Source organism: Caballeronia sp. HLA56, from assembly GCF_054655155.1.
On sequence record NZ_BAAHOB010000001.1, the window covers coordinates 1,363,615 to 1,379,695 of the forward strand.

14 protein-coding genes and 2 pseudogenes are annotated in these 16,081 nt (G+C 61.8%); 6 read left to right on the top strand and 10 right to left on the bottom strand.

Features of this window, described 5'->3' with window-relative positions; all coding sequences use genetic code 11:
* Window positions 1–42: 42 nt before the first annotated feature.
* Entirely contained in the window at window positions 43–480 is a 438-nt protein-coding gene (locus ACYQ47_RS06215) for a PaaI family thioesterase (RefSeq protein WP_250466388.1), read from the top strand.
* Between the two features lie 72 nt (window positions 481–552).
* Here the strand turns inward: ACYQ47_RS06215 and ACYQ47_RS06220 are convergent, their stop codons facing one another.
* From ACYQ47_RS06220 to ACYQ47_RS06260, 9 genes are all read right to left on the bottom strand, one after another.
* Window positions 553–1,398: an ureidoglycolate lyase gene (locus ACYQ47_RS06220; protein WP_244829008.1), complete on the bottom strand. Its 846-nt coding sequence runs from the start codon at window positions 1,396–1,398 to the stop codon at window positions 553–555.
* A gap of 54 nt (window positions 1,399–1,452) precedes the next feature.
* Window positions 1,453–2,196: an SDR family oxidoreductase gene (locus tag ACYQ47_RS06225; RefSeq protein ID WP_244829007.1), complete on the bottom strand. Its 744-nt coding sequence runs from the start codon at window positions 2,194–2,196 to the stop codon at window positions 1,453–1,455.
* Window positions 2,197–2,248: 52 nt separating this feature from the next.
* A complete protein-coding gene (locus tag ACYQ47_RS06230) occupies window positions 2,249–3,082 on the bottom strand; it encodes an amidohydrolase family protein (RefSeq protein WP_459904768.1) in 834 nt (277 codons plus the stop codon).
* The gene (locus ACYQ47_RS06235; RefSeq protein WP_459904770.1) at window positions 3,079–4,128 is read right to left on the bottom strand and encodes an aldo/keto reductase; all 1,050 of its coding nucleotides are present in this window, start codon (window positions 4,126–4,128) and stop codon (window positions 3,079–3,081) included. The genes ACYQ47_RS06230 and ACYQ47_RS06235 overlap by 4 nt, the downstream gene beginning before the upstream one ends.
* Before the next feature lie 22 nt (window positions 4,129–4,150).
* A complete protein-coding gene (locus ACYQ47_RS06240; protein WP_309850272.1) occupies window positions 4,151–5,443 on the bottom strand; it encodes a UxaA family hydrolase in 1,293 nt (430 codons plus the stop codon).
* 5 nt (window positions 5,444–5,448) lie between these two features.
* Window positions 5,449–5,778 (bottom strand): UxaA family hydrolase, encoded by a 330-nt coding sequence (locus tag ACYQ47_RS06245; RefSeq protein WP_244829003.1) that lies wholly within the window; start codon window positions 5,776–5,778, stop codon window positions 5,449–5,451.
* A 143-nt stretch (window positions 5,779–5,921) separates the two neighbouring features.
* Complete coding sequence (locus ACYQ47_RS06250) at window positions 5,922–6,944, bottom strand: ABC transporter permease (RefSeq protein WP_244829002.1); 1,023 nt, start codon at window positions 6,942–6,944, stop codon at window positions 5,922–5,924.
* Entirely contained in the window at window positions 6,934–8,439 is a 1,506-nt protein-coding gene (locus ACYQ47_RS06255; protein ID WP_459904773.1) for a sugar ABC transporter ATP-binding protein, read from the bottom strand. The genes ACYQ47_RS06250 and ACYQ47_RS06255 overlap by 11 nt, the downstream gene beginning before the upstream one ends.
* Window positions 8,436–9,467: a sugar ABC transporter substrate-binding protein gene (locus ACYQ47_RS06260; protein WP_250526484.1), complete on the bottom strand. Its 1,032-nt coding sequence runs from the start codon at window positions 9,465–9,467 to the stop codon at window positions 8,436–8,438. Before ACYQ47_RS06260 ends, ACYQ47_RS06255 begins: the two co-directional genes overlap by 4 nt.
* Window positions 9,468–9,670: 203 nt before the next feature.
* Between ACYQ47_RS06260 and ACYQ47_RS06265 the strand changes: the two genes are divergently transcribed.
* Both ACYQ47_RS06265 and ACYQ47_RS06270 read left to right on the top strand, forming a co-directional pair.
* A complete protein-coding gene (locus tag ACYQ47_RS06265; RefSeq protein ID WP_250509754.1) occupies window positions 9,671–10,459 on the top strand; it encodes an IclR family transcriptional regulator in 789 nt (262 codons plus the stop codon).
* An 88-nt stretch (window positions 10,460–10,547) separates the two neighbouring features.
* Window positions 10,548–11,093 (top strand): hypothetical protein, encoded by a 546-nt coding sequence (locus ACYQ47_RS06270; protein ID WP_459904776.1) that lies wholly within the window; start codon window positions 10,548–10,550, stop codon window positions 11,091–11,093.
* A gap of 14 nt (window positions 11,094–11,107) precedes the next feature.
* On the opposite strand, the gene ACYQ47_RS06275 is transcribed toward ACYQ47_RS06270, so the two are convergent.
* On the bottom strand, window positions 11,108–13,504 hold the full coding sequence (locus ACYQ47_RS06275; protein WP_459904843.1) for a bifunctional acetate--CoA ligase family protein/GNAT family N-acetyltransferase: 2,397 nt from the start codon (window positions 13,502–13,504) through the stop codon (window positions 11,108–11,110).
* An 816-nt stretch (window positions 13,505–14,320) separates the two neighbouring features.
* Here ACYQ47_RS06275 and parA point away from each other — a divergent pair.
* The 3 genes and pseudogenes from parA to ACYQ47_RS06290 form a co-directional block, all read left to right on the top strand.
* Window positions 14,321–14,983, top strand: a complete 663-nt coding sequence (parA, locus tag ACYQ47_RS06280; RefSeq protein WP_459904778.1) for a ParA family partition ATPase — start codon at window positions 14,321–14,323, stop codon at window positions 14,981–14,983.
* Between the two features lie 24 nt (window positions 14,984–15,007).
* Window positions 15,008–15,113 (top strand): annotated as a pseudogene (locus ACYQ47_RS06285) (ParB/RepB/Spo0J family partition protein); the annotation flags it as partial.
* An 83-nt stretch (window positions 15,114–15,196) separates the two neighbouring features.
* A pseudogene (locus tag ACYQ47_RS06290) lies at window positions 15,197–16,069 on the top strand (ParB/RepB/Spo0J family partition protein); the annotation flags it as partial.
* Between the last annotated feature and the right edge of the window lie 12 nt (window positions 16,070–16,081).

Sequence of the window (16,081 nt, forward strand, 5' to 3'; positions counted from 1 at the left end):
TCTTTGCAGGACGGCGCCGAACCCACCCCAAGGAGTGTCCGAATGGCCGAATTAGTCGATATCGCGCGCGGTGCGCTGAATGCGCAACCGTTTAGCGCCTTGCTCGGAACGAAACTGATGCAGGTCGATGCAGCGAGTCTCACGCTGTGTCTGCAGATCCGCGATGAGCTGAGGCAACAACACGGTTTCGTGCACGGCGGGGTGGTGAGTTATCTCGTGGACAACGCGCTGACTTTCGCGGGCGCGCTGAGGCTCGGTCCGAAGGTCGTCACCGGCGAATACAAAATCAACTATCTGCGCCCGGCGGTTTCCGGCACGCTGATGGCGCGGGCGCGCGTGGTGCATGCCGGCATGACGCAGGCAACCTGCCAGTGCGATGTCTTCGTCACCGACGGCAATGCCGAAACGCTCGTCGCGGTGGCGCAAGGCACGATCACGCGCATCAGCGAAAGCGCGGCCGAAGCGCTCTATAACGCCTGAACCTCAACCTTCCGTCCTGAAGACGAAAAACCTCGCCGCAGCGAGGTTTTTTGCTTTCACGGTGCGAAGCTATTACGCGTCGACCGTCTTCTGCTGCTGCTCGCCGAGACCTTCGATACCAAGGCGAATGGTCTGCCCGGACTTCAGGTACACCGCGCTGGGCTTCACGCCCATGCCGACGCCCGGCGGCGTGCCGGTCGAGATGACATCGCCGGGCTGCAGGCTCATCGTCTTCGACAGATACGCGACCAGTTGCGCGACGGTGAAGACCATGGTCTTCGTGTTGCCGTTCTGGTAACGGTGACCGTCCACTTCGAGCCAGAGATCGAGCTTCTGCGGATCGGCGACTTCGTCCTTCGTCACGAGCCACGGGCCGAGCGGGCCGAACGTGTCGAAGCCCTTGCCCTTGTCCCATTGCGTGCCGTGTTCGAGCTGCCATTCGCGCTCGGAGACGTCGTTGATCACGCAGTAACCCGCCACGTAGTCGAGCGCGTTGGCTTCATCGACATACTTGGCTTCCTTGCCGATCACCACGCCGAGTTCGACTTCCCAGTCGGTCTTCTTCGAATTGCGCGGAATTTCCACGTCGTCGTTCGGGCCGCAAATGGCACTCGTCCACTTGCCGAAAATGACCGGCTCGGTCGGCACGGGCAGATTCGATTCGGCGGCGTGATCCGCGTAGTTGAGGCCAATACACACGAACTTGCCCACACGTCCGACACACGGCCCGATACGCGGATTGCCATCCACCACCGGCAGCGACGCCGGGTCGGTCGCGCGCAGCTTGGCCAGGCCCGCATCGGTCAGCGTAGCGCCGGAGATGTCGTCCACGACCTTCGACAGATCGCGAATCTTGCCTTCGGCATCCAGCAAACCCGGTTTTTCCTGACCCTTGGGGCCGTAACGAAGCAGCTTCATCTGAATAGATCCTCGTGTTTCGAAATTCAAAGGTTGAAAACGCAGCGGCCGGTCTTAGTTGGACCAGCCGCCATCGATGACGTGAGCCTGACCCGTCGTGAACGACGACTCGTCCGAGGCGAGATACAGCGCGAGCGCCGCGATTTCTTCCGTGCGGCCGACGCGGCCCATTGGTTGACGCGAAACGAAAGCCGCCTGAATCTGGTCGATCGTCGCGCCCTGCGCCTTGGCTTGCTCGGCGATGCGGTCCTTCAGCGACGGCGACTCCACCGTGCCCGGACAAATCGCGTTGCAGCGGATGCCGCGCGTGACGAAATCCGCCGCGACGGATTTCGTGAGCCCGATGACCGCCGCCTTCGACGCACCATACACGAAGCGATTCGGCACGCCCTTCACGCTCGACGCCGCCGACGACATATTGACGATCGAGCCGCCGCCCTTTTCCAGCATCTTCGGCAGGAACGCGCGGATCGTCCGATACATGGCCTTCGCGTTCAGATTGAAGGCGAGGTCCCAGTCCGCTTCGCTCGCTTCGAGAATCGAACCGGGATGCACATAGCCCGCGCAGTTGAAGAGCACGTCGATGGCGCCGACTTCCTTCGCGAGCGCCTCGATGGCTTGGGGGTCGAGCACGTCGAGCTTGTGGGCTTCGACCGGCTTGCCTTCGAGCCCTTCGATACGAATGTCGGTTGCGATCACGCGCGCGCCTTCCGCCGCGAAAAGCTCGGCCGTCGCGAGCCCGATTCCTTGTCCCGCCGCGGTGATCAGCGCCGTCTTGCCTGCCAGTCTTTGTACCATCTACTGCTCCAGTGGAAGTTGATTTTAAGACATGCCGGGTATATCAGCGGCTTCAGAGGCGATAGAACGCACGGGCGTTTCCGCCGAAAATCGCGTCTTCCTCGGCTTTTTCGAGATGCGAGACCAAGCGCCTCGCGGCGGCGTGCCAATCAGTGTAGCAACCGTTTAAGTTCAGTACCGGCCAATCGCTGCCCCACATGAGGCGCTCGTGTCCGAATTGGTCGATGAGATGCGCGACGTAAGGCGCGAGCGTGTCGGCGGTCCAGCTAGGCGACGCTTCTGTCGCGAGCCCCGAGAGCTTGCAATAGAGGCGCTGCGGCAAGGCAGCGAGTTGCGCGATGCCATCAGCCCACGGTTGCCAGCCCGCTTCGCCATCGCGGATGGGCGGCTTCGCGCCGTGATCCACGACGATACGCAACGCCGGATAACGCCCCGCGAACTCGACGAGCGATGGCACGTGGCGCGCGAAGATGAGCGCGTCGAAAGCAAGATCGAGCTCGATCAGACGCTGGATGGCTTCCGGGCGCGGCGCGTGGTCTATCCACGTATCGTCGGGCAGGTCTTGCAGCATCGGCCGCACGGCTTTGAATTTTTTGTCGCGCGCAAATTCGTCGATGATTTTTACCGCGTCGACGGAATCGAGCGGAACCCAGCCGACGACGCCCGCAATGGATTCGTCATCGCGCGCTAGATCGAGCAGATAACGCGTTTCATCGACGGTCGCCGCCGCTTGCACGACGACCGTTTGCTTGACATTCGTGATCTTGCGGAGCGGCGCCAGATCATCGGAACCGAAGACGCGATAGAGCGGCTTGAGATCGGGCGTGAGCCAACCGTAATCGCCACGCGCCGGGTCCCAATAATGTTGATGAGCGTCGATGTTCATTGCGGTGTCGGCGCCTTCTCATGCAGCAAGCCAGCCGCACGCAAAGCGTCCCACAACGCCGAAGGAACCGGTGTAGCGAATGACGCCGCATTCTCACGCACTTCCTCGGGCTTGCGCGCGCCCATCAACACCGTGGCGACGACTTTATGCGCATAAGGAAACTGCAGGGCGGCTGTCGACAGCGCGACGCCATACTCGCGACAGATGCGTTCCAGCCTCGCCACACGATCGACGATCTCTTTGGGCGCATCGCCGTAGTTGAACTTGAGATCGCCTTGCGCGTCGGCATCGAGACCGCGCGCGAGAATGCCCGAATTGAACGCGCCGCCAAGCAGGATGCTCACACCGCGCTGTTCGCACTCGGGCAAGAGATCGTCGAGCGTGTTCTGTTCGAGCAGCGTGTAGCGGCCAGCGAGCAACGCGCAGTCGATGTCGTATTCGGCCATTGCCTCGCGCACCGCCGCGCCTTCGTTTACGCCGAGCCCAACTGCTTTCACGCCGCGCGACTGTTTGAGTTCATCGAGCGCGCGAAAACCGCCTTCGCTGGTGAGCTGACGCCAGTAATGCGCGTTTTTTTCGCCGTGCGTGACACGGCCGATGTCGTGTATCAGCACGATATCGATGTCGATCATGCCGAGCCGCTGCTGGCTGTCTTCGAACGAGCGCAAGATGCCGTCGTAGGTGTAGTCGTAGATGGCCTGGAACGGTAGCGGCGCGGCCCAGCCTTCGCTGCCGTCGTCGGGCGTGGTGCGCGGCACGAAGCGGCGGCCCACTTTGGTCGAGAGCACGTAGTCGCTTCGCGCGTGGCGTCGCAGGGCATCGCCGAGACGGTGTTCTGCCTTCGTGTGTCCGTAATGTGGTGCGGTATCGAAGAAACGGATGCCCGCTTGCCACGCCGCATCGACTGTAGCGCGCGCCTCGTCTTCCGTCAGTTCGTGATAAAGCCCGCCTAGCGGCGCCGTGCCGAGCGAAAGTGCCGTCACCTCCAGATCCGTCCGCCCGATCTTGCGTCGGCGCGTGACGGCCTCCTGCGTGTCTCCGTTCATTGTGCAACCCTCAGTCGATTGTTCAGTTCGAAACGACTTCTGCGGTGCCGCGAGACGCAACACTAACGCGTTGCGCGCCGCCAGGCAAACACGCGGGGCCGACGGGCTCGAAGGTTTTGTAAGTCAGGATGAATTCCTGATGACCCAGCGACTCCGATTTCGACGCAGCGCCCGCCGCTACCGCCACGGTGACATCGAACACTTCGCGTCCTACTTCGTCGAGCGTCGCGCGGCCTTCCAGGATGCGGCCGGCATCCACGTCCATGTCGCCGGACAGGTTGCGATACGTCGCCGGATTCGCGCAGACCTTGATGACGGGCGATATCGCCGAGCCGACCACCGAGCCGCGCCCCGTCGTAAAGAGGATTACGTGTGAGCCGCACGCGATGAGTTCGCCGATTTCAGCGTTGTCGCTGATGTTCGGAAAGCCGAAGCGCGGCTCGCCGTCGGGCACGACATCGAGCAGATAAAGGCCGCCGGTCGGCGGGACATCGCCCGGCTTGATGATGCCGACGATAGGCGACGCGCCGCTCTTCGCATACGCGCCGAGCGACTTCTCTTCCTGCGTCGTGAGCCCGCCGTCCGCGTTGCCGACCGCGAAGGAACCGTGGCCCATCGTCGTGTAATAGCGCGCGGCTTTTTCCACGCACGCGACGATTTCATCGCCGAGTTCGGGACGCGCCGCGCGTGTCTTCATATGAAATTCGCAGCCGACGAGTTCGCCGGTTTCCTCGAAGATGCACGCCGCGCCTTCGTCGATGAAGGTGTCGAAGGCGCGGCCCACGGCCGGGTTCGCCGTGATGCCGCTCGTGCCGTCCGAGCCGCCGCAGATCGTGCCGATGACGAGTTCATCGAGCGCCATCGGCACTTTCTCTTGCGCGGCGAGCGTCGCGCGCGCTTCGCGTACCCAGTCGAGACCGTGCTGAATTGTGCTGCGCGTGCCGCCGTTTTCCTGGATCGTCACGACGGCGGCGGGGCGGCCGCTCGCGCGCACGACATCGGCGAGATAGTGCTTGTTCATGCTTTCGCAGCCAAGCGACACGAACAGCACCGCGCCTACGTTCGGATGCGTGCAGATGCGCTCCAGCATCTTTTCGGCGTAGCTATTCGGATAGCAGCCGGGGAAGCCGATCAGGTGCACGGGCGGCGCTTCGTTTTGCGCGGCGTCGAATGCGTCGAACGATGGGCGGAAGTGCGTGACGATCTCGCGGGCAACGTGATGCGCGCACTCGACCATGTACGCCACCGCGACGATGTTGCGGATGCCCTTGCGGCCATCGGATCTTGGGAAGCCCAGCAATGTTGATGTGTTCATGGCTCTCAATGCTGCACGTAGGCGTGGCCGGCGTCGTGCGTGTAGGTGGGGATGTAGTCGCTCTCCAGATTGTGAGTGTGGAGATGCGCGCCGCGGGGAACGTCTGTGCTCACGTGGCCGATGATCGCGCCGTAGCGCAGGACTTTGTCGTCCTTCTTCAACGCGCGGCGGGCTATTTTGTGAGCCAGTTCTATCGTCGTTTCCAGCTTGACTGGCTCGCCTTCTATCTGAAGCGTTTCGCCTGCGATTAGGCGGGCTGCTGCTATCAGACAGTTGTCTTCTTTGCTCAAGAGGATCAGGCGGGGGTCAGTCGTTTTTGTCTCTGTGTCGGGCATCTCGTTCCTTCTGAAATCCGTGTCGTCGTGGACATTGAGCCGTATGCTCGCGGCATCTTCAGCAACCGCCTGCTGACGTTCGTCGTCCGGGCGCTGGACGCGTCAGCCGATTTCGCGAGACGCGTGCGGCTGCGCTCCCCGCCTCAGTTCTGCGCATCTCCACCCGCCAGTCTCGCCACCATCAGCGAACCCAGGATGATCGCGCCGTAAATCGCCTGAATCCAGAACGATGGCACCTGCGCCAAGGTCAGCAAGTTCTGCACGACGCCCAGCAGCAACACGCCCGATAGCGCGCCGAGCATCGTGCCCTTGCCGCCATCCAACGAAATGCCGCCGATCACTGCCGCCGCGAACACCGTGAAGATCATTCCATTGCCCTGGTTCGCATTGATCGCGCCGACGTAGCCTGTGACGATCAAACCGCCAATCGACGCCAGTACGCTGCCGAGCACGAACACGCCCCACGTGATGCGCTCCACCCGAATGCCTGCCGCGCGTGCCGCTTCGGGATTGCCGCCGATCGCGTAAAGCGCGCGGCCGAGGCGGTGGTAACGCAGCATGAACGCGGCAACGGCGAACGCGGCCGCCGCGAGCCATACCGAGATCGGCAGACCGAGCACGAGTGTCGTGGCCAGCGTGAAGAACGAAGGCGGCATGTCGAATAACGTGCCGCCCTTGGTCGCGCCGACGAGCATGCCGCGCAGCACGATCAGCATTGCGAGCGTGACGATGAACGCGTTCAGCCGCAGCCGCACGACCAAAAAGCCGTTGAAGAAGCCGATCAGCGCGCCGACCACGACGATCGCCGCAAGTCCCGCTGCCGCCGGCCACTCGAAGCCGAAGCCCGCCGACGCCGCCGGCATCACGAGCATCGCGCCGACAGCGGGCGCAATGCCGACCGTCGATTCGAGCGATAAATCGAATTTGCCTGTCAGAACGATCAGCGATTCGGCCAGCACGACAAGCGCAAGCGCCGCCGATGCCCCAAGGATGCTGATGAGATTTGCCTGCGTGAGAAAGCTCGGGCTGACGAACGCGCCGATGGCAAGCAAGAGCGCCAGCGCGGGCAGCAATGCGAGGTCGCGAAAACGCGCCAGTTCGATGCGCGGGCGCGCCACGGCCATGCTCGCGCCGTTCATCGCCGGGTTGGGTACGTCATGCTTCATGGAGATTCACCCCTTCGACGGATGCGATGAGTTCATGGTCCTGCCATCCGGCAGGGAATTCGGCGACGATGGCGCCGCGAAACATCACCAGGACGCGGTCGCACGTGCGCAAGTCGTCCAGCTCGCCCGATACGACGAGCACCGCCTTTCCTTCCTCGCGCACGCGTTCGACGACGCCGAGCAGCGCTTCCTTCGACTTCACATCGACGCCAGCGGTGGGATCGATCAGAACGAGCACGTCCGGATCAGTGGCGAGTGCGCGCGCCATCACCACTTTTTGCTGATTGCCGCCCGACAAGCCCGACACGATATGTTCCGGGCCCTGCGTCTTGATGCCGAGCGCGGCAATCATGCGGCGTCCGAAGGCGTTCTTTTTCGCGGGCGTCGCAATACCGAAGCGGCCGAGCAATCGCGCGATCGTCATGGACGCGTTTTCCGCGACGGATTGCGACAGCACCAAGCCTTCGCGATGCCGGTCTTTCGGCACGCAGCCGACACCATGCGCCAGCGCGGCGGGCACGTCGCCCGGCGGCAGCTCGTGGCCATCGACGCTGATCGTGCCCGCGCGTTGCGCCTTCAATCCGGCGATGGCTTCGGCGACGCTCGTCCGGCCGCTCGTCGTCGCGCCGGTCAGGCCGATCACTTCGCCCTTGCGAACGCTCAACGTGACGTTCTCGTAGTCGTCGCCGCGTAACGCTTCGACACGCAGCGCTTGCGGCGCATCAGCGGGCAGGGGCGCGCGCGCGGCGGCATCCGCGACGGCAAGGCCCCCCTGCTCGCCCGTCATCGCTTCGATGAGCCGGTCGCGCGGCAATGCCGAAACCGGCGCGCTGACGATATGCCGTGCGTCGCGCAGAACTGTCACTGCCTGACAGATTTCGTACACCTCTTGCAAGTGATGCGAAATGAACAGGAAAGTAACACCTTCGCGCTGTAACTCTTCAATACGCTTGAAGAGACGCTTGATTTCCTCGCCGTCCAACTGTGCAGTCGGTTCATCGAGAATGATGAAGCGCGCACCGTACGACAACGCCCGCGCAATCTCCACCAACTGCCGCGCTTCCACTGTCAGATCGCCCGCGCGTGCGTCTTCGCGCACGTCGATCTTCCAGTGGTCGAGCAGCGCGCGGGCATCACGGCGCATGGCGCGCCAGTCGATCACGCCGCCCTTCTGATGCTGCCGATTGATGTACAGATTCTCGGCCACCGACAACTCGCGGATGATCGTCGAATGCTGATAGACGCAGGCGACGCGCTCGCGCCATGCATCGCGGTCGGCGAGCGGCGGCGCGGGCGCGTCGTTGAAGCGGATCTCGCCAGCGTCCGGCTTCTTCAGGCCGGTGATCATCGACACGAGCGTCGATTTGCCCGCGCCGTTGCGTCCGACTAGCGCATGCGACTCGCCGGGCAGCACGCGCATGCTCACATCTGCGAGTGCGGGCGTCGAGCCATAGCGCTTCGTCAGGCCAACTGTCTCAACGACGGGCGCGCTCATTTGACGGTGTTGCCCCAAAGTGTTTTGTCATCGACATTGGCTTTCGTCACGAGCGGCGCGGGCAATTGATCTTCGAGAATGCCTGGACCGCGCTGAACGATCGTGCTGCCGTGATCCGTCGGGCCCGGTTTGAAGGTTTGTCCCGCCAGAGCCGCCTTGATATAGAAGAGGCCATACTTTGCGTAGAGATCGGCGGGCTGCGAGATGGTCGCGTCGATATCGCCACGGCGGATCGCATCATATTCCTGCGGAATGCCGTCATTGCTCACGATCACGATGTGCTTCGGATCGCCCGCCTTCACCAGCAACTGCTTGCGGCGCAAGGTCTGCAACGTCGGCGACAGATAGACGCCGCCCGCCTGCATATAGATCGCCTTCACGTCGGGGTTCGCGGTGAGCAGGCTGTCGAGCGCGGTCGCGGCGGCCTCGCCCTTCCATGCGGCGGGAATCTCGAGCAGGCTCAGCGACGGGAATTTCTTCAGGCACTCGCGAAACGCTTCCGAACGATCGCGGCCATTGACCGATGCCAGATCGCCCATGATCTGCACGACCTTGCCCGACTTTACGTGCTCGCCAATGTACTCGCACGACTTCGAACCGTACGCGCGGTTGTCGGCGCGTACCACCATCGCGACCTTGCCTTGCGTCGGCGCGACATCGACGGCGACGACCGGCACGTTCTTCGCCGCCGAGGCGTCGAGCGCGCGGCTGATTGCGGCCGAATCCAGCGGGCCGACCACGATGCCCTTCGCGCCCAGGTTCAGCAGGTTGTTCATGTCGGTGATCTGCTGCGCGGGATCGCCGTTCGAGTTGACGGGCGCAAGGATGTCTATGCCCATGTCCTTCGCGTACTTCGGCAGATAGTTGTTGTACGACTGCCAGAACGGCGAAGTCAGAAGCGGGAGACCGAGGCCGACCTTGCCGGCATCGGCGGCTTGCGCGAGGCCAGCTGCACCGGTGGTCGAAAGTACGGCGAGCGCCACGCCGGCTTTTACGGCCAGGCGGCGAAAGGAAGTTGAGGACGTCATGCTTGTCTCCTGATCTTGTGTTTTTTGCGACTACGGCCGTGTGGGTGACTACGGGAAACTGTCGATACGCATATTTATCAGTGAACGTATTATTCATATACGGACAATCAGAAGTCAGTTGGTGCTTTCCCTAGCGCGGGCAACGCTATTGCTGACGAAAGGCTTAAACTCGGCGCCAATTCATGAATCGACGCATACCCAACATGGACGTTGAAGTAACCGACACCGATGGCGACGCGGATCGCTATCGCGCGCCCGCGCTCGACAAGGGACTGGACATTCTCGAATTACTCTCGGAACAGAAATCGGGACTGACGCGCGCCGAGATCACGAAGATGCTCGGGCGCAATGCAAGCGAGATGTATCGGATGCTGGAACGGCTGGTCGCGCGACAATACGTCGTGCGCTCGCCCGAGGGCGACCGTTATTCGCTGAGCCTGAAGTTGTACGCGCTTGCGCACCGGCATCCGCCGATGAACCGGCTGATTGCCGAGGCTCTGCCCGTGATGCAACGTTTCGCCGATGCCGCCGAGCAGTCGGTTCACCTGGTCGTCTACGATCGCGGCAACCTGCTGGTGATCGCGCAAGTGGACGGTCCCGGCACGTGGGGAATTTCGGTCCGGCTGGGGTCACGCGTCGGCCTTATCGACACCGGCTCCGGTCGCGTGGTGCTCGCGTTTCAAACCGAGGAGCAGCGCGAGCACATGCTGGCGGAACATACGAAGGTGAAAGGCGAACTGGCGCTCGATCGCGCGGTGCTCGATGCCGACTACGAAAAGATCGGCGAGCTCGGCTATTCACAAAAGGACAGCCAGCAGACCTTCGGCGTGACAGATGTGACTTTTCCGTTGCTCGGGCCGTCGGGCCAAGCCATCGCGGCGCTGACCTGCCCTTTCATGCGGCGTATCGACGAATACGTCGCACCTTCCATCGAAGAAGTGACGGCGCTTTTGCGAGGCGCCGCGAGCGAGCTTTCGATGACGCGAGACTGAATCACGGCTGATACACGCGTTAGAATGGCGGCCCTCCTAAAAAGCGGCAGCCGGTTCACGCGCACGCCGCGCTCTATCTTCACGGTTCATGGCAAAACTCCTTTCCGATTCAGAATTCCAGCGTTTTTCCGAACTTCAACAGAAACAGGCGAGCTTTACGATCACGCCTGACGAGGCCGACGAATTGCGCGATATCGTCGCGCGCGCACAGAAGAAGCGCGACGATCGCGCCGCTGCAATGCAAGCGCTCGAAGCGCATATCGCACAGTTCGACATCACGCCGGACGAGCTTTTTTCCGCCGATCAGATCGCGGAAGCGGCGCGCAATTTCGGCCTTATTCCGGCCGCGAAGAAGGAACGCACACTGCCGCCGCAACTGACGCATAACGGCAAGCCTTATCAATGGACTTCGCGTGCGCTGCCGGAAGAGATTCGTGTACCGCTCTTCGAAGCATTCTCGGCGGGACATTCCGTGAAGTCGTTCATCGCGACGCCGAAAGACTCAACGCGCTCGGCGCTGACGATCGCGAGACTCGAAAAGGAAACGGGAAGTTCGTATCCCGATGCTTTGCTCGAAGAGTTGGCGATAACGAGAGCGCAGATCGACGAGGCGTCCGGGCGATTGGCCGGCTAATTGCGAACGGCCGGCTAGGTCGATTTTTCACCAAGCCGCATCCGAAAACCAACGACGCTCGGATCTTCGGTTCTGATCAATTCGAAACCGGCTTTGCGCGCGAGCGCGATCATCCCCGTGTTCTCGCGCAAAGCCTCGCCCACCAGCCAGCGTGTCCCGCGCTCTCGCGCATAGTCGATGATTCGCGTGAGCAGCAGCGAGCCCAAGCCCTTCCCTTTCATGTCCGAGCGCGCGGCGACGGCAAACTCCGCAGTCTCGTTGTCCGGATCGGAAATGGCGCGTGCGACGCCCAGCGTTTCCGTGGCGCCCTCCGCAATGCTCCGCGTCACGATCAACGCCATTTCGCGGTCGTAGTCGATCTGGGTCATCCGCGCGAGTTGCGAATGATCGAAACTGCGCACGGCACCGAAAAAGCGCAAGCGCAAATCTTCGGCCGTGTTCGCCGATACGAACGCGCGATGCGCATCTTCATCCTCGGGACGAATGGGCCGCACGGTAATACGCATGCCGCGCCAGTCGAGCGTCTCATCCATGCATCGCGGATACGGCACGATTGCTAGTTGCTTGCGGTGCGCGCCTAAGGTCAGTTGCGGCTCGTGCACCGCAACCGAATCGCGCGTGACACGCAACGTCAGCCGCAGTGCGACGATCTCCTCTATATAACAAACCATTTGCGACAGCGCGGTCAGCGCGTTCAACAGCATGTCGGTGGGCAACTCGCGCGAGCGCGGCGAACGCATGACGAGATCGCGCGCAAGGACAGGGTTGAGCGGAGGCAGCGCAAATTCATGAAGCGCATCGGCAAGTCCGAGCGCGCCTTCGGCCTTGAATTCGAACACCGGTCCAAAGACGCGATGGTTGAGCAGGCGCGCCTGTATCTCGACTGCATCGGCGGAAAAGGAATCGGGCGGTCCCGGCTTCACCGTGATGCCGAAGCGGGCGAGGATGCGCGCCGCACGTTCACCATTCAACTCCGCAATGCCGTTTTCCAACGCGATTCGAATTTCGTTTTGCGCGCTATCGATTTCTTCTGGAATTTCCGTTGGAAGTCCGTCGGGTGTTTGCATCAACAATTCGCGTCCCTGACGAAAATCGACGAGGCGTGCAAAGCCACGCGCGAGCCGCTGCGGGGTGGTGTGAACCGGGATGCCATTTGCGTGGAGTGCGTCGCGGGTGGCGGCATCCACGCAACCGAAGAAACACGCGAGCAATCCGCGATGAGCATGGCGGCGCGCGGCTATCAATGTGCGAGCGACGTCCGCGACGGGCGCGCTATGCGTCGGCGCGTGTACGACGAAGATGGTGCCGGTGTCGCGATGCGGAGCCAGCGTTTCCACCGCGATGCCGAAATCGGCGGGCGATGCATCGTCGCCGAGCAAAAGGGGATTACCGGATTCGGCTCGGGGTAACGCGAGCGAGACGGCGTCGCGTGCGGCGAGTGGCCATTGCGCCAGATCATCGCCGGCTTTGCCGAACGCATCTCTTGCCAAAGTGGCGACGCCGCGATCGCTGGTGATGACGGTTGCCACGTCGCCGGCCGCGACGCTTCCTACGCCCAAGGTTTCGATTTCGTCGAGCAGATCGTCGAGCGAATCCACGCGTACAAGTCCGGCACGGCGGAAGGCTGCACCGTATAGGCGATCGAATGGGTCGTCGTGTCCGGTTCGTAAAACGAGTACCGGCTTATTCCTCGAGGCGGCGCGCGCGGCGGAGATAAATTTGCGTGCGGCCCGGACAGTTTCGATCGCAAGAAGAATCGCTTTGGTCGATGCGTCGGTGGCGAGGAAGTCGAGGATATCGCCGGAATCGACGTCGGCTTCATCGCCCAACGCGACGATGCGTGAGAAGCCGAGGCCCCGCGCGCGGGCCCAGCCGAGCACGCCATTGGTTAGCGCATTCGAGCCTGATACCCAAGCGACGCCGCCCGATTTGACGCTGCATGCTGGCGCCCCGAGGCATGCGCCGACGGCGGGAGACACTACGCCGAGACTTCCTGGTCCTACCACGCGCAGCAGGAAGGGACGCGCGGCGGCAAGGGTACGGGCAGTCCATTCGTGGGACTCTGCATTGGAGATGAATTCGGCTCTCGCGGAGTGTCTCGCTGCCTCTCCAATAACGACGACAGCTTTGGTCCCACAGTCTCCGAGTTGTTCAACTAGTTGAGGCCAGGTTTTAGGGGGCGTGCATAGCACCGCAACGCTCGGCGCTTCGGGGAGGTGAGCTATGTCGGCGAAGCTCGGCTGTTCGCCTATGGTTTGGTGCTTTGGATTTACTGGCCAGATTGGGCCTTTGAATCCAGCGCTGTTGGCGCGGGCCCATACCATTTCGCCGATGCTGCCCGGCCGCGTCGATGCGCCGATCACTGCAATTGACTTCGGCGCGAACAGGATGTCCAGGTTGCGAACGGTCATTACGGAGCTCCGGACTCGGTCGGCGATTGGCGGTTGAGGCAGGGTTAGGATAGGCGATTTTGGGGGTGCGGTGTCGTTGCGGGCTGTGCGCTTCGGGCTGTGGGCTGTGGGCTTCGGGCTGTGGGCTTCGGGCTGTGGGCTTCGGGCTGTGGGCTTCGGGCTTCGGGCTTCGGGCTTCGGGCTTCGGGCTTCGGGCTTCGGGCTTCGGGCTTCGGGCTGTGGGCTGTGGGCTTCGGGCTGTGGGCTTCGGGCTTCGGGCTTCGGGCTGTGGGCTTCGGGCTTCGGGCTGTGGGCTTCGGGCTGTGGGCTTCGGGCTGTGGGCTTCGGGCTTCGGGCTTCGGGCTTCGGGCTGTGGGCTGTGGGCTGTGGGCTGTGGGCTGTGGGCTGTGGGCTGTGGGCTGTGGGCTGTGGGCTGTGGGCTGTGGGCTGTGGGCTGTGGGCTGTGGGCTTCGGGCTGTGGGCTTCGGGCTTCGGGCTTCGGGCTTCGGGGCCTCGGGGCCTCGGGGCTTCGGGGCTTCGGGGCTGCCGTGACTTTATGCGCATAAAGCTGGTCCGGCCGCGCGGCACCGCTTAACGATTTCCAAGACGCCTAAAGCCGTGACGGGGAGATATTGGTCTCGCGTCTTAGCTTCTTGCTGTCGAGCATGATGTTTGATTTAAAACTGCATCCATCAGGCCCACGTCCGCGCTTTCACAAAATCAACTAAAGCTCACCCCTATGCCAAATGGCTAACGACACATTTAATGTCGAATTGAAGTTGAAATTACTAAACCTCAATGTAAAATTCAACCGCCTGCAAAAACTGGAGCATTAAAGTGGCGGCGGAAATCATAGCGATCACGCAGCAGAAGGGCGGCGTTGGCAAGAGCACGATTGCAATGCACCTGGGCGCAGCTTTTCACGAAAAGAAGAAGCGCGTGCTCGTCGTCGATGCAGACGGCCAAAACACGTTAATCCACTGGTCGAGCGCTGCGTCAGACGAAGCGAGCGGCATCCCCTTTCCTGTCGTGAATCTTTCGGAAGCGGGCGGACAAATCCATCGTGAAATCAGAAAGTTCGTGAATGACTACGACATCATCGTGGTGGACTGCCCGCCGTCAATTACAGAGAAGGTGTCAGGCGTCGTTCTGCTAGCCGCGAACGTGGCAGTGATTCCGACTTCATCATCGCCAGCCGATTATTGGTCGAGCGTCGGCCTTGTCAAACTGGTTCAGCAAGCGCAGGTGATGAACGAAGATCTGCGCGCGGTGTTTCTGCTGAACAAGACCGAAGAGAAGCGGATGCTCACGCGCGAGCTGAAGGTCGCTCTTGAAGAACTGGGCTTTCCGCTATTAAAAACGCAGATCCCAACCCGAGAGTGCTACAAGCAGGCCATGGCACTGGGACAAACCGTTTTGCAAATGTCCGACCGCGGCTCGCGCCTCGCTGCTGCCGAGATTCGCGCGTGCGCCGATGAAATCCTCGGCATGCTCTCCTGACTTTATGCGCATAAAGGACCCTGAATGAAACCGTCCCAACTGGCAAAAGGCTTCAAGGCCCGCCCCGATACGACAAGCAGCGAGAAGCGAACCGCTCTGGATCGCCTGAACGCCATCGATGGAATCGTCGATATACAAAGCGTCGGACAGGCCGCGAATGGACGCGCAAGCGCTTTCGTATCCGACGAGCAGGCCGACGCAGAGGTCAGCACCGAATCCGAGCAGTTTCGCGCGTGGCGACGGGCGAACCGCTACACGGCTGGGCAGGTCATCGAGTTGCCGCTAAAGGCGATCAAAGCAAGCCCGTTTAATCCGCGCCATTTCTATCTGAAAGCATCAATCGCGGAGCTAGCCGTCAACCTTGCAAGGCAGGGACAGCAGCAGGCCATCCACGTCATCCCCGACTACGATAACGCTGGGACCTTCTTCGTAAGCGACGGTGGCCGTCGCGTCCGTGCGCTCAAGGAAGCCAACAAGGAAACCGTCAAAGCGATCGTCGTCGACCTGCCTATTGGAATTCAAAGCTACAAGCTTGGCTACGATCTAAACGTTCAGCGGGATTCGCAAACCGTCTTCGATAATGCCGTCGTCTGGCGACGCTTTCTGGACGAGCAACATTTCCAGAGCCAACGAGAATTGGCCGACCATCTTGGGCTAGACGAATCTACTATCGCAGTCGCGCTATCGGTTGCGAAGCTTCCTGAAAACGTCATGCAGGAAATGGTCGCTCGGCCTGATCGATTCGGGTCGAACATGGCCTATCAAATCACGCGCTACCACTCGGCGCGTGGCAGCGATGCCACGCTGCGCCTCATCAACAAGATCACGTCGGATGATCTGAGCACGCGACAAGTTGCGGATATCGTGAAGGGACGCGCAAGCGGACAAGAAGTGCCCAAGCCACCCGGTCGGCAACGCTATGCCCAACGAATGGAGATCAAACTGGACGGCGTCGCGGTCGGCGATCTCAAGTCATATGGCGAGGATCGCCTTGAGTTGCGGTTGCGCGGTTTGTCGCGGGATCGACGAGATGAACTGCTGCGTCAGATCGAAACCATGCTTCAGTTCAACGAAGAGAAGAAATAACAGCGTCCGCCC

Bases quoted from the DNA above. Each gene is read 5' to 3' on its own strand.
- ACYQ47_RS06215 (WP_250466388.1), top strand. From the start codon at position 43: ATGGCCGAATTAGTCGATATCGCGCGCGGTGCGCTGAATGCGCAACCG.
- ACYQ47_RS06220 (WP_244829008.1), bottom strand. From the start codon at position 1,398: ATGAAGCTGCTTCGTTACGGCCCCAAGGGTCAGGAAAAACCGGGTTTG.
- ACYQ47_RS06225 (WP_244829007.1), bottom strand. From the start codon at position 2,196: ATGGTACAAAGACTGGCAGGCAAGACGGCGCTGATCACCGCGGCGGGA.
- ACYQ47_RS06230 (WP_459904768.1), bottom strand. From the start codon at position 3,082: ATGAACATCGACGCTCATCAACATTATTGGGACCCGGCGCGTGGCGAT.
- ACYQ47_RS06235 (WP_459904770.1), bottom strand. From the start codon at position 4,128: ATGAACGGAGACACGCAGGAGGCCGTCACGCGCCGACGCAAGATCGGG.
- ACYQ47_RS06240 (WP_309850272.1), bottom strand. From the start codon at position 5,443: ATGAACACATCAACATTGCTGGGCTTCCCAAGATCCGATGGCCGCAAG.
- ACYQ47_RS06245 (WP_244829003.1), bottom strand. From the start codon at position 5,778: ATGCCCGACACAGAGACAAAAACGACTGACCCCCGCCTGATCCTCTTG.
- ACYQ47_RS06250 (WP_244829002.1), bottom strand. From the start codon at position 6,944: ATGAAGCATGACGTACCCAACCCGGCGATGAACGGCGCGAGCATGGCC.
- ACYQ47_RS06255 (WP_459904773.1), bottom strand. From the start codon at position 8,439: ATGAGCGCGCCCGTCGTTGAGACAGTTGGCCTGACGAAGCGCTATGGC.
- ACYQ47_RS06260 (WP_250526484.1), bottom strand. From the start codon at position 9,467: ATGACGTCCTCAACTTCCTTTCGCCGCCTGGCCGTAAAAGCCGGCGTG.
- ACYQ47_RS06265 (WP_250509754.1), top strand. From the start codon at position 9,671: ATGGACGTTGAAGTAACCGACACCGATGGCGACGCGGATCGCTATCGC.
- ACYQ47_RS06270 (WP_459904776.1), top strand. From the start codon at position 10,548: ATGGCAAAACTCCTTTCCGATTCAGAATTCCAGCGTTTTTCCGAACTT.
- ACYQ47_RS06275 (WP_459904843.1), bottom strand. From the start codon at position 13,504: ATGACCGTTCGCAACCTGGACATCCTGTTCGCGCCGAAGTCAATTGCA.